Origin of the sequence: Acinetobacter sp. GG2 (assembly GCF_000292385.1) — a bacterium.
Taxonomy (GTDB): Bacteria; Pseudomonadota; Gammaproteobacteria; order Pseudomonadales; family Moraxellaceae; genus Acinetobacter; species Acinetobacter seifertii.
In genome coordinates this window covers 309,830-334,548 of sequence record NZ_ALOW01000040.1, presented here as the reverse complement: position 1 = coordinate 334,548, position 24,719 = coordinate 309,830, and the positions used below count along the sequence as shown (strand labels likewise).

Genomic DNA, 24,719 nt, shown 5'->3' with positions numbered 1-24,719 from the left:
ATTTATATGTGATAAAAATTTAAAAGCCCTGATGATGCAGGGCTTTTTTAGAAGCTGTAATATAATCGCCCTTTACTATTTTCTTTTTCGAGTTATATCTAATCAAAATTATAATATTGATTAAACTTGATATTGATCCGCTTTCAAATTGGGTTGATCTACAAGTAACTCAATAAAAGATGGGATTGAATTAGTATTAAGTAAATACGGATTAAATTCATCAACATGATGATGAAAAAAGAAATCTTTAATTTTTGTATTGATAGGAGCAAATTTCATACTCCAATGTTTAAATAACCGTTGTTCAGATGGTTCCAAAAAGATGATTTCGCAGTTTTGATGCCTCGAATCTTTCAAAATTGATTTATAGAACAGCGCCTCAACTTGTTCTTTCTCACCTTCTAAGTATTGTAAGAAGTACCCATTACCATAGTAAAGCACACCAGTAATGTCATTTTTAGAATTAAATTTGACAGCTTCTGTAAGAATATCAATTAAATCTTGTTTTATTTGACTATGTTCACTATTGGTTTTACTTGCATACATAAAGCCTATTAAACTCATAGCGATAACTCGAAGATAAATGTCAATGGTGCATTCTGACACTTACATACTATCCTTACAATGCAGCCTACTTAAAACCTTGTATTTCAAAAGTAAAGATTATTATCATTTTGAAAATGACAAACTTTAACAAGCAGAAATCTTTTGTAAATGAATGCCAACTTAATCAACTAAACAGATACTTTTAATTTTAGTAAAATTAAAACTGTCTTTAATTTGTGGATGTCTAATGGAGAACCATGAAATCACTCTTCAAGACGAACATCATAAACAATTTAAGATTGTCAAAGTTCAAGATGTTCGTTTTGATAGTAATACACTGACTCATAGTTACCAATGGTTATGGGTATTTGATCATAGTTCAGAGTTTTTCCCATTTGAACTATGGGATCAACTTGACAATGCGACCGTTCATCAAAAAATAAGAATGAATAATCAGGTCTTTAAGATTATCAAGATTCTGACAAAGAAAACCAAACTACGGTATTCCTGAGTAAACATTTTTCTATTATGTTTTAGATAAAATTACTAATTTATTCATTTGCGGTACGTAACCATGGCGTAACTGTTAACCCAGTGAGTACTCCTTCAGGACTTAAAAAGCGAGTAACTGACTGCCCCCATGGTTCTAAACGATTATTTACCAGTAGTTGATATCCTTTAGAAATCATATGAGCTGAAGCTTGATTAATATCCTCAACTTCAAACTCAATCCAACTTTGAGGAACAGTAAACTCTTCAGGCCATTCTTTTCGACCAAAGCAGGACTCTGCTGCTTGATGTAATGGCCACAGTGCAAAGTGTTTTACACCGCCAAGCTCCCCATCTTCTGTACTCATATAAGATTCATTGCCTTCCATCGCTTTTATTGGAAGGTTTAATGTGTCTTGATAGAGTGTTTTACTCTCTTCATTAACTCTTGTAATTGGTCCAAATCCAGCAACAAAAAGTACTTTGATAGGAGACATTTTTAATAACTCATTTTTATAAAGTAATAGATTCTTTTATACTTGAAATAATTCATTTTTTAAACATTAATTATTTTCTTGCTAATTTATGCCTAAATATTTTAAGGATCCTCTTATCACTATCATCACGTCAATCATGCATAATTTATTTTCTGAGTTTTTAAAAATAATTATTACTATTTCTTTTAGAAGAAATTTTAGAAAAAAATGCCCAGAGAATGTTTAAATATGCTGACAAAAAAACCTCGCCAATGCGAGGCTTAAATGTTCTAAAATTTATTTACCCAGAAGCTTCTCAACATTCTTTTCAATTAATTTTTTACTTTGATTATTCATTAAATAAAAGTAAAAAATTAATCCAAAAAATACTGCTGCATAAAGAATAATCGCCCATATGTACTTCAATATATTTTCAAATAACATATGATTCATCATGTCTACATCAATATTAATTCCAAAATTATGTACATATCGACTTAAGAACAAGGTAATACAATAAATTAAGATAGGAACTGCAAGAACTCCTGTCCAGATGTTAATTTTGTTTTTCTTAACTTCGAGTTTCTCAAAGTTATCCTCACCAAAATATTTTTCAATCTCAATAACTTGTTTGTTTAAATCATCTTTTAAAGAGATAGGTAATCTCCTATCTTTAATATGATATTGAACGTCTTTTAATATTTCCGCATTTTCCAGAGATTCACCTAAAATTCTTAAATTTCCCATAAACAACCATAATGCAATCAGTAAAAAACAGGGATTTTAGTAGAAATTCTATATGAGAAATTGCTTTTTAACATAAAAGTAATAAATTAATTTGAATAAAAAATCCACAAGATACTTTAACTTTTCTAAACACTTTCCTGTTTCCAATAGTTTTAATAAGATCAATTTTTATGAAGAACATGGATTAAATTAAAGTACTAAAAGAGAGTCTTTTTGCTACTTGTTTTAAGATTAACTCTAATATTACCGATAGAGAAAATTTTATTTATACAAGCTTTCTCTAAAAATATTCTGTAGATAACGGACTGGAGTTATTAGCCGAATATTTATTCGTGATACAGGAATGGAGATTATTAAGAGCAATAGAAATACTATCTTAAGGTATACAAATAAGTGAGGTGGCGCAACAACTGGAGTTTATCAGTGATAGTGCATTTATCGTTTTTTCCGTCAACATACAGGTACTACTCGTTCGCAAGCCCGTGTATTTATCTTGAATTCTTTCATGTAATTGGCATATTTATATTTTTCTAATAATAGAGATGGGTTTTATAAGACAACTTACTAAAGTAGCTAGTATTTTTAATAGCTATTGCTTGTTCTATATTAAGTAAGAATTTGATCATTCTTTTTCTTAATTTTTGTCAAAAAACATCATATTAGGCAAATTTTCGTATAAATTACCCTTCAAGGTAAGTTGAGTAATCTAAAGGTAAGAAATGACGCTTAAACAACTAAAAGCTTTTTTAGCTCTTGCACGTACCCTCAACTATGCCAATGCTTCTTTAGAGCTACATCTAAGCCAATCTGCTTTAAGCCTCACCATCAAAAGTTTAGAAGAAGAATTAGGCGGTAAACTCTTTAACCGTAATACACGCCGTGTTGAGCTTACACAGGAAGGTAAATCTCTTATTCCCTATGCGAAAAAGTTACTCGCCAATTGGGATGAGATGGAAAATGATGTTAAACAACGCTTTAAACTTAATCGGGGAACTTTAAGTATTGCATCTATGCCTTTTGTGACTCATGCAATTTTACCTGAAGTCATTCACCAGTTTTTAGCTGTTCACCCCAATCTTAATTTTTCAATTCACGATATTCCAAATGAGACCATTATAGAAAAAGTACAGGATGGTATTTTTGAGCTTGGTATTTGTTTTGAACCAGATCTCACAGAAGGCTTAGAATTTAAGCCCCTATTTGAAGAAGATTTCTTAGCTCTATTGCCAAAGACTCATCCCCTTGCTCAATCATCTTCTATTACATGGCATGAGCTTTGTTCAAATCCATTCGTGACCTTACAAAAACCTTCAATTGTTCGTTATTTAGTTGAGCAAAATTGTTTGCGAAATAATATAACGCTCGATTTAAAAGTGGAATGTCATCAAATTTCATCACTTTCAAGTTTTGTGGCTTACGGTATAGGAGTAAGTGCAATTCCAAGACACTTCGCAAAACACATTGATAAAGAACATAACGTGTTGATTGAGTTAAAGGATGAATCTATCCATAAGACTGTGGGAATTGTTTATAAGAAGAACTTCGAGATTTCAAATATTTCTACTCAATTTATCGAGGCTTTGGTTCAATATAAATTTTAAAAAATTAAAGACTGTCTTTTAAGATAAATTAAGCACACGTTTAAGATAAACTTATTAATTATTATAATTTTCAGTAGCTTGCGATTATTTTTTAACAATTTTTGCTCAGTGTAAAACTGATATTTTGTTATAAATTTGATACCATTCATTGATTATACTTATTAATCCTTTAAAAAAATTAACTTCTATAACGCAAAATGTGATGCTAAAACTAAATTACTAAGGGATATAGGAAAACAACAGAATGAATAAAGTTTATGCCAATGCAGAGGCAGCACTGAAAGATGTTATTGCAGATAATCAAACACTTGCTGTAGGCGGTTTTGGTTTATGCGGAATTCCTGAAAAACTAATTGTTGCAGTTAAGCAAAGTGGTGTAACTGGTCTAACTTGTATTTCAAATAATGCAGGTGTAGATGATTTTGGTTTAGGTATTTTGCTTAAAACCAAACAAATCAAAAAAATGATTTCTTCTTATGTAGGTGAAAACAAAGAGTTTGAGCGCCAATATTTAAATGGCGAACTTGATGTAGAACTTACACCACAAGGTACTTTAGCTGAAAAGTTACGTGCTGGCGGTGCTGGGATTCCTGCATTTTATACTCAAACTGGCGTGGGTACCCTCATTGCTGAAGGTAAAGAAGAACGTACTTTTCATGGCAAAAACTACATTCTAGAAGAATCTTTAACAGCTGATGTTGCTCTTGTAAAAGCATATAAGGCAGATAAAGCAGGTAATTTAGTGTTCCGTAAAACTGCTCAAAATTTTAACCCTGAATGTGCGATGGCTGGAAAAATTACAATCGCAGAAGTGGAACAAGTGGTTGAAATTGGTGAATTGGATCCGGATGAAATCCATTTGCCGGGTATCTATGTAAACCGTATTGTACTGAATGCATCACCTGAAAAACGTATTGAGCATAAAACTTTAAGCACGGAGGCAGTATAAAATGGCTTGGTCACGTAACGAAATGGCACAACGTGCTGCAAAAGAACTTAAAGACGGTTTTTATGTCAATTTAGGTATTGGCTTACCTACTCTAGTTGCTAACTATATTCCAGAAAATATTAATGTTTGGCTTCAGTCTGAAAATGGTCTATTAGGTATTGGTGAGTTCCCAACAGAAGAAACTGTTGATGCTGATTTAATTAACGCTGGTAAACAAACGGTTACTGCTCGCGCTGGTGCTGCATTTTTCTCAAGCTCTGAATCTTTTGCCATGATCCGTGGTGGTCATGTCAACATTGCAATTTTAGGTGCAATGGAGGTTTCTGAAAATGGTGACTTAGCCAACTGGATGATTCCAGGTAAGAAAGTCAAAGGTATGGGCGGCGCAATGGACTTGGTTGTTGGTGTCCAAAAAGTTGTAGTGCTTATGGAACATTGTGCAAAAGATGGTACACCAAAAATCGTAAAAAACTGTAGTTTACCTTTAACAGGTAAAGGCGTAGTTCATCGAGTCATTACTGACTTGGGTGTAATGGATATTACCCCACAAGGCGTAGAGCTGATTGAACTTGCTAAAGATGTCACGCTTGAACAAATTCAAGCCGCTACAGGTGTCGAGTTTTATAAAACGTTAGTCGCGTAAATTCTAAGATTTAGTTAGCTGTACAAGACTCAAGTTAGAAAGTGAGCTTGAGTCTTAGCCCTTTTAAGCACCGGATGTGCTGTTTATAAATAAGAACGAGAAGGATTTTTCAGCTATGGAAAAACAGCAAGGAATTTTTGAAAGATTTGCTCTTCGGATTAGTGACTGGTCTGAAAAATGGTTTCCTGATTCATATATTTTTGCTTTGCTTGGCGTCATTATTGTGTCTATTGCTGCTTTGAGTATTGGCGCCCCAATCCATGATGTAGCGACTTCATTTGGTAACGGTTTTTGGAGTCTTATTCCATTTACCCTGCAAATGACGATGCTCATTATTGTAGGTTATGTCGTTTCTGTATCTAAGCCCGTCAAATACCTCATCCAAAAAATGGCACGTATTCCAAGCTCTGGTCGCGGTGCCATTGTTTTGGTAGCAACTGTCAGCTTATTAATTTCACTGGTCAATTGGGCTGTTAGTACAATCCTTACAGCGCTTTTAGTGATTGCATTAGCTAAACGTAAAGAGCTGAATATGGATTACCGTGCAGCAGCTGCGGCAGCAATCATTGGTATGGGGGCGACTTGGGCACTAGGAATCAGCTCTTCAGCAGCACAGCTTCAGGCAAATAAAAGTAGCTTACCTGAGTCAATTTACAACCTAACTGGTGTTATTCCATTTACTGAAACGATTTTCCTTTGGCAATCAATTGCGATGACCATTATTTTGGTGATTGTTTCAATCGCCATTGCGTATTGGTCAGCGCCAAAAGGTAATAATGTTAAAACGATTGATAGTTTTGATGTGCAGTTTGAAGAAGACAAGCCACATGAGGAGAAATCTAATCGTCCGGGCGATTGGTTAGAAAACTCGCCTATCTTAACAATTATTGTGGTCGCATTAGGCTTAATCTGGATGTTTTTTGAGTTTTCAAAAAGTAATCCAATTATTGCGATTTCAAGCTTAAATACTTACAACTTTGTTTTTTTAATGCTTGGTCTAGCGTTGCATGGCACGCCTCGAAACTTCTTAAATGCTGTTGCAAAGGCAGTTCCAGCCGTATCAGGAATCTTAATTCAGTTCCCTCTGTATGGAAGTATTGCATTTATTATGACGCAAGCTTTAAACAGTCAGGATTTATCGCTGTCTCATTATGTTGCCGAGTTTTTTGTTTCAATCGCATCAAAAGAAACCTTTGCGATTGTGATGGGAGTTTACTCTGCTGTACTTGGATTCTTTGTACCGTCAGGTGGTGGAAAATGGATTATTGAAGCCCCATATGTTATGCAAGCAGCAAATGATTTAAAGGTTCATTTGGGCTGGTCTGTACAAATTTATAATGCAGCTGAAGCTTTACCAAACTTAATCAATCCATTTTTTATGCTTCCAATGTTAGGCATTTTAAAACTAAAAGCAAAAGATGTGATTGGGTTTACAGTCACTCAGCTCGTTGTGCATTTTCCATTAGTTTTATTCTTGCTGTGGTTCTTTGGTAGAACGCTCAGTTACACCCCTCCAACTTTTTAATTTAGTGGCGCCTTTGGTTTAGGCTAAAGGCAAATTTAGCAAAAACACCAATAAGAGATATTAAGATGAGTTCAATAGTTATAGTTTCAGGTAGCCGTACGGCAATGGGTGGTTTTCAGGGTAGTTTATCTTCTCTAACCGCTCCAGATCTTGGCGCTGCTGTCATCCGTGAATCGATCCAACGTGCAGGTGTTAAACCTGAACAAGTAGATGAAGTTATTTTCGGTTGCGTACTCAGTGCAGGTATTGGTCAAGGCCCTGCTCGCCAAGCTATGCGTAAAGCTGGTGTACCTGATCATGTCGGAGCTGTGACCATAAACAAGCTTTGCGGCTCTGCGATGAAAGCTGTATTAATGGCATCGGATACCTTAAAAGCAGGCAGTGCCAATATTATTGTGGCGGGTGGTATGGAATCTATGACCAATGCACCTTATATTTTACCGAAAGCTCGCGGTGGTTACCGTATGGGTCACGGCGAAATTAAGGACCATATGTTTTTAGATGGCCTTGAAGATGCTGAAACAGGCCGTTTAATGGGTTCTTTTGCTCAAGATATGGCAAACACCAAAGGCTTTACCCGTGAGCAAATGGATAACTTTGCGATTTCTTCACTTAAAAAAGCGCAAACTGCCATTACCGAAGGTTACTTCAAAGAAGAGATTGTTCCTGTTGAAGTAAAAACACGTAAAGGTGTGGAAATTGTTGATCAAGATGAGCAACCATTAAAAGCAAATCTTGAGAAAATTCCAACTCTACGTCCCGCTTTTAGTAAGGACGGTACAATTACAGCTGCAAACTCAAGCTCAATTTCTGATGGTGCTGCTGCATTAGTACTTGCTACTGAAGAATATGCACAGTCTCATGGTTTAAATACTTTAGCAAAAATTGTTGCAACTTCTACTCACTCACAACATCCAAGCGAATTTACAATTGCTCCAATTAGTGCAATTCAAAAAGTGCTTGAGCGTGCTGGTTGGTCAGTTGATGAAGTAGATGCTTGGGAAATTAATGAAGCTTTTGCAATGGTAGCAATGGCACCAATTCATGAGCTAGGAATAGATGAAGCAAAAGTTAACGTACATGGTGGCGCTTGCGCGTTAGGTCATCCAATTGGCGCTACAGGTTCAAGAATTATTCTTTCTCTCATTTATGCATTAAAACGCTTAGGTAAAAAGAAAGGTGTTGCAGCCCTATGTATTGGTGGCGGTGAAGCAACTGCTGTTGCAATTGAAATCTAATTAAAAAATTAAAAGAAGATGTAAGGACTTTCCTTGCATCTTCTTTTTTATAAATAAAATTCTTAAGCTGTTTTAAATAGCTCATAGCAAGTTTGACGGAACCATTTATGACTACTCTTATGGTGGCAAGACATATGCCAATGTTGCTTAACGTCATAAGTTGGAAAATCAAGCGGTGCAGGTAAAATTTGTAAGTTCTCTCTAACCAATAAAACTTGGCTTAAATAATATGGAACAGTGGCAATCGCATCTGTTTCCTGAACAACTAAACCTACACCTAAGTAACTTGGTAAGCGAATTAAAATATTTCGATCCAACCCTTTATTTTGTAGCTCATTTTTAATGTGATAATGCCCAATACCTGCATCAATATCGATATGATATTCGCGCATATAATCTTCTAAAGTAAAGTTATTCGGGTCTAAACGCGGGTGGCTTTTTGAGCTAATCACAACATAGTGTTGACGGAAAAACTTCTGCTGATAAAAACCTTCTTCTAATTGTGGCAAGAAACCTATCGCTAAATCAATTTCACCATTTGCCATTTGATAACTGGTTTCTGGCGTAATTGGTCTAATATTTAAACGAATGAGAGGTGCTTTTTCTTTTAAATAGTTAGTTAACTGAGGCAATAAAACCAAATGTGATACATCAGTCATCGCAATGGTAAACAGCTGATCTGACGTTAACGGATCAAAGTTCACATTAAAGTTATTAATACTTTCAACTTTATCAATAACTTCACTAATTAAAGGGAAAATCTGCTTTGCAAGTTCGGTCGGAATCATTTCATTTCCAACTCGAATAAACAAAGGATCATTAAAATGTTGGCGAATTTTGTTTAGACCGTTACTTACACTCGGCTGTGTTAAACCAATAGCATCTGCAGCCATTGAAACACTTTTGAACCGATAAATATGATAAAAAATATTTAATAATCTACTGTCTAGATCAAACAAAATTGTCTCCGCTTGGACTCAATAATCCAGTGAAATAAGTTCAAAAACAGGTATAAATGATAGAAAGATTCCTATACCCTACTTTTGACTTATTGAAATTTACTCTAAATTAGCAAAGAACTTAGATGAGGGGCAATGCTTTATCATGCCTTTCATCATGAAGACCTAAGCATAATCTACTTATTTGATTAATTTATATATAAATATCGTGTACTTCATCTTGCGAATGAGTATGCGTTATTGTTCTTGCTGGGCTTTAAAACCATTCCATATTTGTTGTACCGATTTATTATCGCTCAAATTATTTTTAAAGATATAAATATCTTGCGCAAGGCAATATTCTTGCTGATCTAAAATAACTAATTTTCCAGCTGCAAGGTCTTCTTCAACGTTAATTTTCGGAATCCATGCAACCCCTAAACCTTGTAAAACCAGTTCTTTTAAGTTAGTTGCATTGTCCGTTTCATATAACGTTTTATAAACAAGTTTACCTTCTATCAGTTGGTCTACCAGTTTTCTTAAGTAAGCATGTTTGCTATAGGCAAGCAGAGCAAAATTACTTTGTATTGTATGTTTAGGGCTATGGTCAGGTTCTGTAGCAGAAACAGGAACAATAACTGTTTCGGCAATTTTAATACCACTTAAAATATCATCTCCAACTTTTCTAATATTGCTTTTATCTGCATAGCAAATCATGAAATCACAGGCGCCTTCTTTTAACAAAGACAGCCCCTCTCCACTATTGGTTGCGACAATTTCAATTTTTAAATCACGAATAAGAGTAGGAAATTTCTTTAAAAATGTTGTTAAAAAACCTGAAGCTAATGAGTGAACAACACAAAAACGAATAGTAGATTCAGTTTCATTTTTAATATTTTTAATGAGTTTTGCGGTCTCCTCGACTTGCTTTTCAATGTTTTTAGACATTACCAACAAAATTCGTCCAATGTCTGTAAATTCGATATTGTTCTTATTGTTTCTAATAATGACTTCAGCACCAATCATTTCTTCAATTTGCTGAATTCTTCGAGTAAAGGCAGATTGGCTAATGAACCTTTTCTCTGCTGCTTTTGAAATTGAGCGTTCACGCTCTAGAGTGAGGAGATCCTCTACCCAGCGAACTTCTAAATTCATCTTATCTATTCCCTTTTATATTTATAATTTTATTAATTGATATTTTTGGGAAGTCGTATGAATAAATGTAGAGATGAATAAAAATGGTAAAACATAGGGAGTACCTGCAAAAATGCGAGAAAAGATTGGACAATGCCAAACTATGAAAATGAAGTATTTAATAATTCTGACATAGAAAACAAGATAAGAGAATAATAGGTTTTGTTTTAACACGTTAAGAGATGAACATAAGTACGATCTAATAAAAAAAATTTTTGAAATCAATGAATAAAAGAACATCAGAAAAATAAATAATTCAGTTCAACCAAATAAGTTTTAGAAATAACTATAGGCTTTTATTTAATCATTTTTTATAAAAAATATAGCTTCAGGAATGAAGTAAAATTTGGATAAAAAAAGTCCGCATCTTGGGGAAGAATGCGGACTATGAACTGTTTCAATAACCCATTGTTAAGTTATTGACTAAATTTTGATACTATTAAATTAGTACACTATTCAACTTTAAGAGCAATCATAAAATCTGATTAAACAACTTTTCCCATTTTTATTTCACCAAGAAATAAGAATCTTTTATTTACTCTTACAATAGCTTATAAAGTAAAAATAAATTTAATGAATAATTACTACAACTTATTTTCAAGTTCTATGTAGTGATAATAATTAATTGTATTTCATACAATATTTATAAAGAGTATAAGGTGAAAATTCAATTCCGACTATTATACTAAAGTATCGATTTGCTTATTTTGAACTTATAAAGTCATCATTCACAATAATGACTTTATGGACAAAGGAGATATTCAAAGCAAACTAATACTCTCCAATCAAGTAGTATAATTTTCTTGAAATTTCAACCATCATATTTGCAGTATATTGACTAATTTCAAATATTTGTTTTTTTTGTGGATTAAATACCATGTTGTCTTTTTCATCGCTAAAAAAAACATAAGTTGTATATTTATCCATGTGATGAACATGCTCTTTTAAGCTTAATTTTTCACCAGAACTAGGGTCATATGCAATAAACTTCATTCTCATGCATTTGTCTCTTACAGCGCTTACATCTCAATAATTTTGAATCAAGAGATTATTTAATAGACAACAATCTCAAGCTATAACTCATCGATACGATGCAGTTGGAATATTTTGCTTTGCTTTTTGAATGGATAGCTCAGCATTTTTTATTGATTGCTCAGCCTCTTTAAGCATGTGTGAACTTTTGGTTTCAGCTTTTTCTTCAGTGCCCCAAAGAAGATAGCAAGCAAAACTTCCCAATATTAATAATCCAGCAGTTACTTTTAACATAAACTTAATAAATCAAAATTTTCTGTATTATATGTATTTTTATGTGAAATGCATCACAATTTTATTAAAATTTATTAAACAAAGCTCATTATTTATTCTTTAAAATTAATATTCACATGAAATTTCAATTAAATTTACTATTTTTAAAAAATAAAATTATGGCCTAACCATATTTAAAACACTCAATTAACGTAATCATTTTTACAATTCTGCACATCAACCATGAATATAATTATTTGAAATAATTAAATATTAATAGAAATTAAGTCTATTGATCTATTCAATTTTTAACTATTCATTTTAGCTTAACTCATTTTTTGATATGCAAAAAATGCATAATTGGTTTAATAAATGCATTAGAAGTGAAGCATTTCGAATTCTAAGATGAATCATCTTTAATGAATCGAAGTTTAATGATGAACGCTGATATTACTACCCGTATTGAGAAGGATCTTATTGGTCATCGAGAAATCAACAATGACCATTATTACGGAGTTCAAACATTACGTGCTTTAGAAAATTTCAACTTAACAAATAGCAAAGTTGGAAATTTTCCTAATTTAATTAAAGCATTAGCTATGGTTAAACTAGCTTGTGCTGAAGCAAACTATAATCTTAAAAACCTAGATCAAACTAAATTCGAAGCAATTGAATACAGCTGTAATCAGCTTATTCGTGGTAATTTCCATGACCAGTTCCCAATCGACATGATGCAAGGCGGTGCTGGTACTTCAACTAATATGAATGCAAATGAAGTATTAGCAAATGTTGCTTTGGAATATATGGGCCATTCTAAAGGGCAATATCAATACTTGCATCCAAATAACGACATTAATATGTCGCAGTCAACAAATGACGTATACCCTACTGCAATCCGTTTAGGTCTGTTATTAAGCTTAGATGAGTTAAATCTTCCTTTTAACAATTTAATTTTAAGTTTTCTTAACAAATCTCAAGAGTTTGCGCACATTTTAAAAATGGGCCGTACTCAATTACAAGACGCTGTACCTATGACTTTAGGTCAAGAGTTTGGTGCATTTGCAGTTACCTTGCAGAAAGATCTTGAGCAAATTAATACGCTTATTCCAAATGTTTTAGCTTATATGAACCTTGGTGGTACAGCAATTGGTACGGGAATTACGACTGAATATAATTACCGTGAACTGGCTATTCAGGCACTTGCAAAAATCTCTGATAAGAAAATTAAGTCAGCGCCAGATTTAATTGAAGCAACTTCAGATATGGGTGACTTTGTTCTTTTATCTGGTTTATTAAAACGTACTGCTACAAAACTTTCAAAAATTGCTAATGACTTGCGTTTACTTTCAAGTGGCCCACGTACTGGTATTAATGAAATTAACTTAGAAGCTCGTCAACCGGGTAGCTCGATCATGCCGGGTAAAGTAAACCCTGTTATTCCTGAAGCGATGAACCTTGCTTGCTTCCAAATTATTGCAAACGATTTGGCTGTAACTTTAGCTGCTGAAGCAGGTCAACTACAGTTAAATGCAATGGAACCACTTATTGCATTCAAACTATTTGAGTCTATGGACTTACTTGGTAGAGCAATGGCAATGTTCCAAAGCAAGTGTATTGATACAATTACGGCGAACCCTGAACATTGTAAAGCTTTAGTTGAAAACTCAATTGGTATTGTGACTGCACTCAACCCATACCTAGGTTATGAAACTACAACTCGTATTGCTAAAACTGCAAACGAAACTGGACAAAGCGTATTGGCTTTAGTTCAAAAAGAAGGTTTATTATCAACTCAAGTGCTTGATGATATCTTGTCGATTAATAATATGGTTAAACCAAAAATGTCGGCTTAATTCCTGAAAATAAAAAAGGAGCTTTTATAAGCTCCTTTTTTATTTGTTCTGTATTTTAAAAACTGAAAGTTGTAGAGAACTGGGCTGTACGTGGATTACCTAAGAATAGATAGTCATCCCCCATAAATGCACCTACATCACGCCAATACTTCTTATTAAATAAGTTATCAATATTGAATCTGAATGTCGTGTCATGCCCAGCAAAATTTGTTTTATAGGCAGCACCAATATTAAAGACGCTATAGTCACCTACTTTTGCCGTGCCCTCTTTATTTGCATATTTACTGCTACTATATTGCATACCACTGAGTAATCTTAATCCTTCAACAGAAGGTACTTTATAAGATAACTGTGCTGTTGCGCGTACCTTTGGTACATTTTGAGTTTGATGACCTTTGTAGCTGTCAGTATCAATATCAACAAGACGAGATTTGGTATAGGTAATACCTGAACTTACATCAAGTGTATCGGTTAAGGCTCCTGTTAAACCTAATTCAATACCTTGATTGTGTTGTTCACCTTGTTCAACAAAATCGAAAGTTCCATCTGCATTTACTTTGCTATATTGATTATCTTGTTTTAAATCAAAAATAGCTGCTGTTACCAAGAAGTTGCGTATTTGTTGCTTAACACCAATTTCATATTGTTCAGAGTTTTTCGGTGATAGAACTTCTAGAGCATTATTAGCAAACCATGGTGCTTCACCACCATCTGATAAACCTTTAGTATATGAAGCATAAAGATTAGTTGTAGTAGTTGGGCTATACATGAGCGCTAATTGTGGCAAGAATTTGTTTAAATCCGTATCACGGCTTTGCTGCCCATCTGAATTATAAGCTTGCTCATCGAGGTGAATAAGTTTCCCACCCAATAAAGTTGACCACTGATCATTAAATTGAACTCGGTCAGATACAGTAAATGCAGTCTGATCACTCTCTAGAGCTTTGTAACGATCGTCTGGAATTTCTGATGATGGACTGTAGTCGACCGTATCTTCATAGATATTGCCTGTTCCTACCGCTACATTCAGTGGTGTATGGTGCTTTAAGGTTTTATATGTACGTTGTAATTCGAAAGCGATTTGATGCTGAATGTTACCAGTGTTGAATTCACCATTTAACCCAGCTGCAAACTGGTTAGTAATACGTGTGTCATCTGGGCTACGGAAATCGTAAATATCATAATTACCTTGTTTATCAAAAGTATTACCTAAACCAGAATATTCACAAATATCGTTATAACATCCCCATGGGAAAGCGCTATTATCATCAATCACAACACGGCTTTGTGATGCGCTTAAGCTACCATTCCATTGATCGTTAAATGCATATTGATACTTTAAACTCGCATTTACACTGTTATTTACAACAGGCTTACTCCAAGACTGGTAACCCAATAAACGGTCTTGGTCTACATTTGTTGGTACTTCTTGCCCATCAAGCAGTTGATAGCCCGGTACAGAGCGTTGACTTTGACGCTGCGCTTCCATATCAAACAGTAATTTAGAGCGATCATTAATTTTCCAGTCTAAAGCAACTGAACCAAACTCACGTTTACCATTTGCGTGATCAACGTTTGGGTGGATACTTTCATGCGCTAAATTAACGCGATAACCAAAATTGTCATTAACAAAGCCGCCTACATCCGTTGCCAGTGTATAGCCGCCTTCTGAATTTGCATCGACCGTAATAGTTTTAATATCGGCAGGTCTTTTGGTCACGTAGTTAACCACACCACCGGGTGTCGACATTCCACTTTGAATCGCAGAAATACCTTTTAAGATTTCAACTTGCTCTTTATTTTCTAAAGCAACATTTTGCTCACCACGTATACTATGACCATTAATGAGATAACTTGAACCTAAATCGAGTGCGAAACCACGAGCGACAAAGTTTGGATAATAGCCAATAGCAGCGTAGCCATCGCCTAGCGATGAATCATTTTTAATAACATCGGTGAGTGTTTTTGCGTGCTGATCTGCTAGACGCTCAGAAGTAATGGTTGTAATGGAGGCAGGAACTTTCTTTACATCGCCAGTTTGAAAACCAGATAGATTAACTTTCTTTGAGGTGTATAGCGCATCACTATTTTGTGTGGCATTCACAGTAATGGTTGGGAGCTGCGAAACCTCCGCTTCATTTGCATAAACTACAGAGCTTATAAGTGCAATAGATGAAGCCAATGCTGTTTTAGAGCATGTCATGAAGTAAAGATTTAACGCGCGTCTTTCCATTGAATAGTTACCTGCCATAGCGAGCATAATTTATAAAGCTAAAAAACGGTTATGTGCCCTATTTTTCAGCCACGCAAGAATACAGGCACCCATATTGAGAAACAACACATTCTGTATTTTTTCGATTAAGTGAATTTGATGCAACTTTTATGCACTTACTTATCAATATATAAATTTCTTTTATTTTCTTTGAAATTGAGGTTATAACTTTTTAAGTATTACAAAATAGCAAAAATGAAACTAAGCTCAAAACTAGAGGAGTCAGGAGAAATTTAACAATAGATATATTTTTAAAATTAGCTCAATGATTTTAAATGCAATTCATTATCAAATTGAATGAAAGGAAATGTTCGATCATTGGTTAATTTATCTTTAAATCGAACAAAAGGACGTAATTTTACTAGAATCGAATTTTAAAATTAGAAAAAATGAATGGTTAGGAATTTTAAGGAAGTGCTCAAGGTCGAGTGATTTTTAATGTTTCATTCTATTTTCTGTATAGCATACCTAAAAAATTCCTAGTTTTTGTCTACAAAACGATGGAATAAATATGACATATACTCAGGAAGAAAAACGTAGCCGGATACGTGGGATTGTAGGCGCAGCCTCTGGTAATTTAGTTGAATGGTTCGACTTTTATATCTATGCAGTATTTGCTGCCTACTTTACTCAAGCCCTAACCGCACCAGATATGGATAGTACGACTAAGTCTATTTATGTTTGGGGTGTGTTTGCTGCAAGTTTCTTTATGCGTCCGATTGGTAGTTGGGTATTTGGACGCATCGCAGACCGACATGGTCGAAAAAAGTCGATGATTATCTCAATCTGTCTGATGGCCCTAAGCTCATTTTTGTTTGCAGCTTTGCCAACTTATGATCAAGTTGGTTTATTTGCACCCTTTCTTTTACTTGTAGTGCGATTACTTCAAGGCTTATCTGTGGGTGGCGAGTATGGTGCAGTTGCAACTTATATGAGTGAACTAGGCTTAAAAGGTCAGCGTGGTTTTTACTCGTCTTTCCAGTATGTCACCCTTTCTGGTGGTCAGTTACTCGCAAGCTTACTTGGCGTTATTTTGTTGGCATTTTTAAGTGAGCAACAATTACATGACGGCGGTTGGCGTATTCCATTTGTGATTGGTGGTATCGCGGCAATTTTATCTTTACTTGCTCGTAGTCGTTTAGAAGAAACACTTTCTCATCAAGATAGTGAGCGTAAAGAGTCTGGTAGCTTAAGAGAACTCTTTAAAAAGCATTGGAAAACCTTTTTATTAGTGGTCGGATACACTTCTGCTGGTTCATTAACGTTTTATGTAGAAACTGTTTATTCAAAAACTTATTTGACCAATTTAGGGATGGATGGAAAAACCGTTGGTTATATCATGACCTTCGCACTATTTGTCTATATGTGTGCTCAACCTGTATTTGGTGCAATATCCGATCGTATTGGGCGCCGCTCTTCAATGTTGGCATTTAGCTTATTGTCCGCCATATTTATCTATCCAGTCATGGTGGTCGGGATGCGAGCCAATATTGACTCTCCGATTATTATTGCCCTGCTACTCATCTTTATGATGATGTTACTCAGTTTCTATACCTCTATTAGTGGTTTGGTAAAAGCTGAAATGTTCCCACCTCATGTACGAGCTTTAGGCGTAGGTTTTTCGTATGCAGTAGGTAATGCTATTTTTGGCGGTTCTGCACCTTCGGTAGCCTTGCAATTCAAAGCTGCTGGAATTGAAAATACCTTCTTTATTTATGTGATTGTCATGCTGATTATCTGTTTCTTGTGTAGCCTTGCGCTTCCGAAAAAACCAGATTATTTAGAACATGATCACTAAAAAATAAAAGTTAGATATTCTTCTAGAGCTTTTTTTAGAAGAATATCTTTTTAAAATAATAAGAAATTCATTTTTGTTCTGTATCTTATAACTACCTAGTACAACGCACCTGCTTAATTCATTAGCAATTTTGAGTTTGATGCTGCTGATCAATATAAATCAATTTTTTGATGGGATAAAAAATGGAAAACGAAAAATCCCCTTTACCTGAAAGTATTATTCAAGTCACCTTCTGGCAAGCCTTTTTATTTTGGCTCAAGCTTGGCTTTATTAGCTTTGGCGGGCCAGCTGGACAAATCGCTGTGATGCATCAGGAACTCGTTGAACAAAAGCGCTGGATATCTGAAAAAAGATTTCTCCATGCACTGAACTACTGCATGCTGTTACCCGGCCCTGAAGCGCAGCAATTAGCGACCTACATTGGTTGGCTTATGCACAGAACTGCGGGAGGATTAGTCGCAGGCATTCTATTTGTACTACCGTCTTTATTTATTTTAATTGGGCTGTCTTGGGTTTATATAAAATTTGGAGATGTTCCCGTTATCGCAGGTATTTTTTACGGGATCAAGCCTGCCGTCACCGCAATTGTTTTCCATGCAACTTACCGTATAGGCAGTCGTTCACTTAAAAATAGATTTTTATGGTTCGTCGCAATAGCTGCGTTTTTTGCCATCTTTGTCTTAAAACTTCCTTTCCCGCTTATTGTTTTATCAGCAGGCATTGCAGGTTATTTAGTTAGTAAAAAGTACCCAGAACTATTTTCCTCAACAGCTGGGCATAAAGCCAGTCAAAAGGATTATGGTCCAGCATTTATTAATGATGATACCCCGACCCCAGAGCATGCTAAATTCCATTGGTTACGGTTAGCTAAACTTATTTTTATGGCAATCGTTTTATGGTTATTGCCAATTTTAGCTTTAGGCGCATATTTTGGATGGCATCATTCTTATACTCAAATGGCATGGTTTTTTACTAAAGCTGCATTACTGACTTTTGGAGGCGCTTACGCGGTTTTACCTTATGTCTATCAAGGGGCTGTGAATCATTTTGGTTGGCTTTCACCTACGCAAATGATTGATGGTTTAGCGTTAGGTGAAACTACACCTGGTCCACTGATTATGGTGGTTGCCTTTGTTGGTTTTTTAGGAGGTGTTAATCATTCATTACTTGGGCCCGAGCATCTATTTTTTGCTGGAGCACTCGGCGCTGTCATTGTGACTTGGTTTACCTTTCTTTTTTCATTTGTATTTATTTTTGCTGGTGGTCCTTTTATTGAATCTACACACAATGAAATTAAATTTACGGCGCCACTCACTGCGATTACCGCGGCTGTGGTCGGTGTCATTTTAAATCTAGCATTATTTTTTAGTTATCACGTGCTATGGCCGCACGGTTTTTCTGGTCACTTTGACACTATCGCGGCCCTCATTACAGTGGCTGCATTTATTGCCTTATTCCGCTTTAACATTAATGTACTGTATGTCATTTTTGCATCAGCACTAATTGGTTTAGGTGTTTATCTTTTATAAAAATGAGCAATGAGTCCTTTAACGTAACTGCGAAGGACTCATGCCATAAAACTGTTTAAAGCGATGGCTTAAATGGCTTGCTGAACTAAAACCACATACTAGAGCAATATCTTGTAAAGAAAGCTGAGATGACTGAATTAACCCCTTTGCCTTATTTAAACGTCTTTGCATGACATATTGATGAGGTGCCATATTCATGGACTGTTTAAACATATGAGCAAAATGGTATTCGCTTAAATTCACAACATTTGCCAAATCAGACAAAGTGAGTGCCTGATCTATATGATCTTCAATCCATTCCTGAATATATTTAAGTTTATGAGGAGCAAGGCCTCCTTTAATGGCTGGCTGTTGCCACTTAACATTGCTATATCTTCGAATTAAATGATTTAGCAATAAACTTGCTGTTGTACTCATTTGTAAATGGTTTGAAGAATCTTGCCAATCACAATCTAGCAAGAAGAACTGATAAAGTGCTCGAATCCGTTCATCATCACTAAATGCAACTTCGTTTAGTTGAATTTGATTCGGCTCTTTGTCCCATATTTTTTCGGCAACATCACGTAAATGTTGGTCGGTATAGTACAAGTGAACAAATTTAAGCCCACCACGTATGTCCCAAGTTGATTCCTGATGTTCAGGCAACAAACAAAAACGCCCCGGCCCACCGCCATTTTTCCAGCCCGCAGGTGTTTTTTGATAGCTTTCATAGCCATCTTGAATATACAGACTTAGAGTGTGATGATCGCTACAGACACTTACACGATCTTGCTGATTAGACCAAAATGCAAGTTGCATATTTTCATCAAGCACCACAGTTTCGTGAAGCTTGGCTTTAGATCGCTGTAGCTGTTCTAAAGTTTGATAGGCCATGCAAAATTAAAACGAATATCATTGAGCTTAAGTTAACCATATTCAGCAAAGTTCAGCTAGTTTAGATCTATAAAAAACGCAAGATCTTGCATGTATAACACAAGAATATATACGTGAAAAATGAAGCATTCCTAGATACTTAAGCTTGGTAATCGAGGATGAAGTTATGAATATTTTACTCTATGTTGCGGTGGTGTTGATTTGGGGAACAACATGGATTGGAATTGCCGTTCAAAGCCACTATGCAACACCCGTTGTCGCAATTTTATGGCGTTTTGCCATTTCAGCCTTATTACTGTGGGTTGTTTTACTATTTTCAGGAAAATTACAGCGAATTGCTTTAAAAGATCACTTGTTTTGTATGCTACAAGGACTCTGTGTTTTCGGCCTAAACTTTATTTGTTTTTATACTGCGGTTAAATATGTAAATAGCGGTTTAGAGTCTGTCATTTTTTCGATGGCTGTTTTCTTTAATGCCATTAATGCGCTTATCTTTTTTAAACAGAAACCTTCTCCAAACTTTGCGCCAGCTGCACTTTTGGGTCTAAGTGGTATTGTTCTACTGTTTTGGCATGACCTCATTAATAGTCAGTTTAATGCGCAGTTATTAATGGGTATTGGGCTATGTGCAATAGGCACTTACGGTTTTTCTTTAGGAAATATGATTAGTGTTAGACACCAAAAACGTGGTCTAAATATCTTTTCAACAAACTGTTATGCCATGACTTATGGTGCATTGGTGATGTTAAGTCTAGCTTTATTTACAGGACAAGATTTAATGCCACCGATGAATTTCCCATTTTTAAGTTCGGTACTTTACTTGGCTGTATTTGGTACAGTTATTGGGTTCTCTGCTTATTTTTCTCTGGTTGGACGAATTGGCGCAGCCAAAGCAGCTTATAGCACATTGCTCTTCCCTTTAGTTGCTTTAACAGTTTCTACTTTCTTTGAAGGATATGAGTGGACTTTAAATGCTGTACTTGGAATTTTATTAATTTTACTTGGCAATTACTTAATGTTTAGTAAGTTAGAAATTGGAAAAAAGTTATTTAATAGTCAAAAAAGTTGTGAGAAGCAGGCCTAAGCCTGCTTTTTTATAAATCATAATTAATTTTAACAGCCCGTTTTTAGCAATAACTCGAAATCTTTTAAAGCTGCAGCTGCTGTAGCTAAAGGCGCAGATGCCCCTCCACTGACCACAAACTCACCCATCTCTTGCGTTAACACTCGTATGCATTTATTAGAACCTTGCAGATGAGCAAAAGGATGATTTGCTGCAACTAGTCTTAATTCAACACCCGTTTGAATTTGCTGATTTTTAATATGAATAAAACCAACCAAACGAGGAGTTAGATTTTCATTTTTCCAATCACGTATATGATCGGCAGTTACATGACTGATTCCTTGTCTTGGAATATCTTTAATTTTTATATCAGCTCCCAAAACAGTATTGGCTAGTATTGTAATTTTAGCAGCGGTATCCCATCCATCTACATCGAAAGAACTGTCAGGTTCCGCAATACCTTTTACTTGAGCTTTTTCAAGAGATTCTGTAAATGCACATTCGTGTTGCAACATATCATTCAAAATAAAATTTGTGGTGCCTGTAAACACACCTTCTATTTCTAAAATTTGGCAACCAGCCAAGTTATATTCAAACAAATCAACAGTCGGTAAAGCCGCAGCAGTCGCTCCGCTAAAAAATAGTTTTTTATTGTGCTGATGTGCCAAGTTAATTAGTTTTTTACCTTCTACGACTAACGCACCTTTAGATACTGCAATCGCATTCATGTTATGTGTTAAACCATAATTTAAATAAAATAGGCCTTTTCCACCTGTCACATAATCACTTGGGCCAGTCTCAATAATGACATCCGCCTGAATCTGTTGTAAAAACTTTTGCTCAGTCAAACCAGTTTCATACTGTGTTTTATCTAGCCACTTTGAAGCTTGTAAACCATCTTGGTCAATTAAACCTGAAGATGAATTACAGACACCCACTAAACGGGCATCAACTTGATATTTTTGTTTATAGTATGTCGATCGATTTAAAAGAAGCTCTGCAATTTGTTGCCCAATCCGTCCAAAACCACAAATTGCCACGTTAATTCGCTTCATATCGCTTTCTCAAAAATTTATATGATTTAAATCAAAAAGTTTCCATAGACAATTTCAATGCATCATCTCTGGAAACTTTGTATTTATATAGATAAGTTAAAATACTATATCGCTCAGATATTTGTTAGATTAACAATCTTAATAACCATATAAATTGCGACAGCAAAAACCATTAAAGCAAAGACTTTTTGTACAATCGCAGGTGGAATAACGCGAATAGCTCGACGACCTAATAGCATGCCTGCTACACATGCAAGAGCAAACGCACTCGTAATGGCGACTGGATAATGAAAACCCTCTGCAATATGCATCACAATACTTATGCCACTAATGAGAAAAATAATCATAAGTGAGGTTGCAACAATGCTATGCATATCCAAATTTGTGACTTTTCTAAGCGCTGGTACAATTACAAAGCCACCACCAACACCTAGCATACCAGTTAAAAGCCCCGCAATAATTCCAATGCCGGCAAGTACACCTCCAGTTTTAAAATTCCAGATAAATCGCCCTGTACTTGGGTTGACCTGACACGGCGGGTTATGGAAATCTGAAACTCGGTTACTGATGAGTCGATAACCCACTGTAAACATAACCAAGCTAAACATTAACATGAGCCAGACAGGTGAAATCGTATTGGATATTAAGATTCCAATATGGGCCATTGGAGTACCAATAATTGCTATCCAGATTGCAGCGCGATAGCGCACAATCTTTTTAAGTAAGCCTTCAATAGTCCCAATCAGGGTAGATAGCGCGACAGCCAGCAAACCAATAGGCGCTGCTTGAGCCACTGTCCAGCCTTGACTTGTCATGAGAGCGGGTACAGCGAGAATACCGCCACCCGCACCAGTAAGACCAAGTAAAAAGCCAATCACAATGCCTTCAACGACAAGTAGTAACATATCAAAAGCCTAAAATTGCATATATTTCATTTGCTGTGAGCTGCCATTTGATGAGTAAGCAATTTCTCATCTTCTTGCGAAGCTTTAGCCGCTTCTCAGGGTAAAGCGTTGCTTTACTTATCCTCGCTCAGGTTTGACCATCCACTCTCGGCCTTTGAGCATGCCTTGCCAGTAAATCGGTGGCAAAATCTGTTCTTTAAGTAACCAAGCCAAACGAGATGGCTTTTGTCCATCAATCACCCATTTTGGAAAACTAGGAAGCAATTTACCGCCGTAACCAAACTCGGCTAGAACGATTTTTCCACGCTCTACTGTGAGTGGACATGAGCCATACCCATTGTATTCACAGAAGTTTTGTTCACCCTTGAGCTGCGTTATCACATTCACAGCGACGATCGGAGCTTGTGCGCGTGCAGCAGCAGCCGTTTTGGCATTAGGCGCATTCATCACATCACCTAAAGCGAAAATATTGGCATGCTGTGTGTGTTGTAAAGTTTGAGGATTCACACTCACCCAGCCTGCGTCATCAGTGAGTGTGCTAGCACGAATAAAATCTGGGGCTTGTTGGGGTGGAACAACATGCAACATATCGAAATCGGTCTCGACTAATGCTGCATTTTCCTCATTCACTACCTTAAACCATGCTTTTTTTGCAGGCCCATCTACTTTGACCAGTTGATGATTAAAATGAAGTTCAGAGCCATATTTTTCGACGTATTGCATGAGTGCAGGCACATATTCTTTCACGCCAAATAAAACACCGCCGGTGTTATAAAAATGTATAGAGATATCTTTTAGTTTGCCTTGCTTTAACCAGTAGTCAGCTGAAAGATACATTGCTTTTTGAGGAGCACCAGCACATTTAATCGGCATAGGCGGTTGAGTAAAGATTGCCTTTCCACCGTTTAGCTGTTGCACCAGCTCCCATGTATACGGCGCTAGATCATAACGATAGTTAGACGTTACCCCATTTTTACCTAAGGTTTCGACTAAACCTTCAATGCCATGCCAGTTGAGTTTTAAACCAGGACAAACGACTAAGGCTTTATATTGAATGGGCTGACATCCTTCCAAAATAACCTGATTATGCTCAGGGTCGAATCCAGCAACCGCGGCTTTCATCCATTTTACTTTTGAAGGAATCACACTTGCCATTGAGCGTGCAGTGACGTGCGGTTTAAAAATACCACCACCCACCATAGTCCAGCCCGGTTGATAATAATGAGTGTCTGCCGGATCAATAATGACAATATCCAAATGAGGTTCACGAGACAGTAAACTTGATGCTACAGAAATTCCAGCTGCGCCTGCTCCCACAATTACAACGCTATAGCAAGGAACTGAGCTTGGTTCATGATCTCTTTTTAAAATACGTGGAACTAGGCCTTTTAAGTTAAAACCAAGTTTATTACCAGATTCAACTAACAGTGCTGCATCTTTTGGAGCAACTTCGGCCAAAGCCCATAAACTGATTGCACGCATACCAGAACGGCAATACGCTAAAACAGGTTTTTGGGCATTCTTATAAAGCTGTTTAAACTCGGCAACTTGTTGATCGGTAATTTTGCCACTGCTAACAGGTTGATAAATTACCTTTAGGCCATGTCGCTGAGCTGCTTCTTCAATTTCAATCACATTGGGTTGGTCTGCACCTTCTCCATCCGGGCGGTTACATATCAGAGTCTTTACTCCCTGATCTGCAATTTTTGCGACATCATCAGCGGTGATTTGAGCAGCAACATAAAATTCTTGATTAACTCGTTTAATTTCCATATTGCCA

22 protein-coding genes are annotated in these 24,719 nt (G+C 35.9%); 10 read left to right on the top strand and 12 right to left on the bottom strand.

The window, feature by feature from the left end; translation table 11 throughout:
• Positions 1-120: 120 nt before the first annotated feature.
• Positions 121-564, bottom strand: coding sequence for a BLUF domain-containing protein (locus B554_RS0117700; RefSeq protein ID WP_025465271.1), 444 nt, complete (start codon positions 562-564; stop codon positions 121-123).
• A gap of 229 nt (positions 565-793) precedes the next feature.
• On the opposite strand from B554_RS0117700, the gene B554_RS0117695 reads away from it, so the two are divergent.
• Positions 794-1,057 carry a hypothetical protein gene (locus tag B554_RS0117695; RefSeq protein WP_019459105.1) on the top strand — a complete coding sequence of 88 codons (264 nt, stop codon included), beginning with the start codon at positions 794-796 and terminating at the stop codon, positions 1,055-1,057.
• A gap of 40 nt (positions 1,058-1,097) precedes the next feature.
• Here the strand turns inward: B554_RS0117695 and B554_RS0117690 are convergent, their stop codons facing one another.
• A complete protein-coding gene (locus B554_RS0117690) occupies positions 1,098-1,532 on the bottom strand; it encodes a glyoxalase/bleomycin resistance/dioxygenase family protein (protein ID WP_019459104.1) in 435 nt (144 codons plus the stop codon).
• 276 nt (positions 1,533-1,808) lie between these two features.
• The gene (locus B554_RS0117685; protein WP_019459103.1) at positions 1,809-2,258 is read right to left on the bottom strand and encodes a DUF6097 family protein; all 450 of its coding nucleotides are present in this window, start codon (positions 2,256-2,258) and stop codon (positions 1,809-1,811) included.
• 719 nt (positions 2,259-2,977) lie between these two features.
• Between B554_RS0117685 and B554_RS0117680 the strand changes: the two genes are divergently transcribed.
• The 5 genes from B554_RS0117680 (at position 2,978) to B554_RS0117655 (ending at position 8,214) form a co-directional block, all read left to right on the top strand.
• Positions 2,978-3,859 carry a LysR family transcriptional regulator gene (locus B554_RS0117680; protein WP_019459102.1) on the top strand — a complete coding sequence of 294 codons (882 nt, stop codon included), beginning with the start codon at positions 2,978-2,980 and terminating at the stop codon, positions 3,857-3,859.
• 244 nt (positions 3,860-4,103) lie between these two features.
• Positions 4,104-4,808, top strand: a complete 705-nt coding sequence (locus B554_RS0117670; protein ID WP_019459101.1) for a CoA transferase subunit A — start codon at positions 4,104-4,106, stop codon at positions 4,806-4,808.
• Between the two features lies 1 nt (position 4,809).
• Positions 4,810-5,451, top strand: a complete 642-nt coding sequence (locus B554_RS0117665; protein ID WP_019459100.1) for a 3-oxoacid CoA-transferase subunit B — start codon at positions 4,810-4,812, stop codon at positions 5,449-5,451.
• 115 nt (positions 5,452-5,566) lie between these two features.
• Complete coding sequence (locus B554_RS0117660) at positions 5,567-6,976, top strand: short-chain fatty acid transporter (protein ID WP_019459099.1); 1,410 nt, start codon at positions 5,567-5,569, stop codon at positions 6,974-6,976.
• A gap of 65 nt (positions 6,977-7,041) precedes the next feature.
• On the top strand, positions 7,042-8,214 hold the full coding sequence (locus B554_RS0117655) for a thiolase family protein (protein WP_019459098.1): 1,173 nt from the start codon (positions 7,042-7,044) through the stop codon (positions 8,212-8,214).
• Between the two features lie 62 nt (positions 8,215-8,276).
• On the opposite strand, the gene B554_RS0117650 is transcribed toward B554_RS0117655, so the two are convergent.
• From B554_RS0117650 to B554_RS0117635, 4 genes are all read right to left on the bottom strand, one after another.
• The gene (locus tag B554_RS0117650; protein WP_004887299.1) at positions 8,277-9,173 is read right to left on the bottom strand and encodes a LysR family transcriptional regulator; all 897 of its coding nucleotides are present in this window, start codon (positions 9,171-9,173) and stop codon (positions 8,277-8,279) included.
• Positions 9,174-9,410: 237 nt separating this feature from the next.
• Positions 9,411-10,307, bottom strand: coding sequence for a LysR substrate-binding domain-containing protein (locus B554_RS0117645; RefSeq protein WP_019459097.1), 897 nt, complete (start codon positions 10,305-10,307; stop codon positions 9,411-9,413).
• Between the two features lie 810 nt (positions 10,308-11,117).
• Complete coding sequence (locus tag B554_RS0117640) at positions 11,118-11,339, bottom strand: hypothetical protein (protein ID WP_081400454.1); 222 nt, start codon at positions 11,337-11,339, stop codon at positions 11,118-11,120.
• Between the two features lie 87 nt (positions 11,340-11,426).
• Entirely contained in the window at positions 11,427-11,612 is a 186-nt protein-coding gene (locus B554_RS0117635; RefSeq protein ID WP_004701766.1) for a hypothetical protein, read from the bottom strand.
• A 413-nt stretch (positions 11,613-12,025) separates the two neighbouring features.
• Between B554_RS0117635 and B554_RS0117630 the strand changes: the two genes are divergently transcribed.
• A complete protein-coding gene (locus B554_RS0117630; RefSeq protein WP_019459095.1) occupies positions 12,026-13,444 on the top strand; it encodes an aspartate ammonia-lyase in 1,419 nt (472 codons plus the stop codon).
• Positions 13,445-13,499: 55 nt separating this feature from the next.
• On the opposite strand, the gene B554_RS0117625 is transcribed toward B554_RS0117630, so the two are convergent.
• The gene (locus B554_RS0117625; protein WP_019459094.1) at positions 13,500-15,704 is read right to left on the bottom strand and encodes a TonB-dependent siderophore receptor; all 2,205 of its coding nucleotides are present in this window, start codon (positions 15,702-15,704) and stop codon (positions 13,500-13,502) included.
• A gap of 523 nt (positions 15,705-16,227) precedes the next feature.
• Between B554_RS0117625 and B554_RS0117620 the strand changes: the two genes are divergently transcribed.
• Positions 16,228-17,514, top strand: coding sequence for an MFS transporter (locus tag B554_RS0117620; protein WP_019459093.1), 1,287 nt, complete (start codon positions 16,228-16,230; stop codon positions 17,512-17,514).
• A gap of 182 nt (positions 17,515-17,696) precedes the next feature.
• Positions 17,697-19,043, top strand: a complete 1,347-nt coding sequence (chrA, locus tag B554_RS0117615; RefSeq protein ID WP_019459092.1) for a chromate efflux transporter — start codon at positions 17,697-17,699, stop codon at positions 19,041-19,043.
• Positions 19,044-19,061: 18 nt separating this feature from the next.
• On the opposite strand, the gene B554_RS0117610 is transcribed toward chrA, so the two are convergent.
• Positions 19,062-19,916: a helix-turn-helix domain-containing protein gene (locus B554_RS0117610; RefSeq protein WP_019459091.1), complete on the bottom strand. Its 855-nt coding sequence runs from the start codon at positions 19,914-19,916 to the stop codon at positions 19,062-19,064.
• A gap of 166 nt (positions 19,917-20,082) precedes the next feature.
• Between B554_RS0117610 and B554_RS0117605 the strand changes: the two genes are divergently transcribed.
• Positions 20,083-21,000 (top strand): DMT family transporter, encoded by a 918-nt coding sequence (locus tag B554_RS0117605; RefSeq protein ID WP_019459090.1) that lies wholly within the window; start codon positions 20,083-20,085, stop codon positions 20,998-21,000.
• A gap of 29 nt (positions 21,001-21,029) precedes the next feature.
• Here the strand turns inward: B554_RS0117605 and B554_RS0117600 are convergent, their stop codons facing one another.
• The 3 genes from B554_RS0117600 to B554_RS0117590 all read right to left on the bottom strand — a co-directional run bounded on the left by B554_RS0117600 (position 21,030) and on the right by B554_RS0117590 (position 24,712).
• Entirely contained in the window at positions 21,030-22,034 is a 1,005-nt protein-coding gene (locus B554_RS0117600; protein ID WP_019459089.1) for a homoserine dehydrogenase, read from the bottom strand.
• A gap of 113 nt (positions 22,035-22,147) precedes the next feature.
• Positions 22,148-22,939: a sulfite exporter TauE/SafE family protein gene (locus B554_RS0117595; protein WP_019459088.1), complete on the bottom strand. Its 792-nt coding sequence runs from the start codon at positions 22,937-22,939 to the stop codon at positions 22,148-22,150.
• A gap of 117 nt (positions 22,940-23,056) precedes the next feature.
• Positions 23,057-24,712 carry a bifunctional protein tyrosine phosphatase family protein/NAD(P)/FAD-dependent oxidoreductase gene (locus B554_RS0117590; protein ID WP_019459087.1) on the bottom strand — a complete coding sequence of 552 codons (1,656 nt, stop codon included), beginning with the start codon at positions 24,710-24,712 and terminating at the stop codon, positions 23,057-23,059.
• Positions 24,713-24,719: the final 7 nt, after the last annotated feature.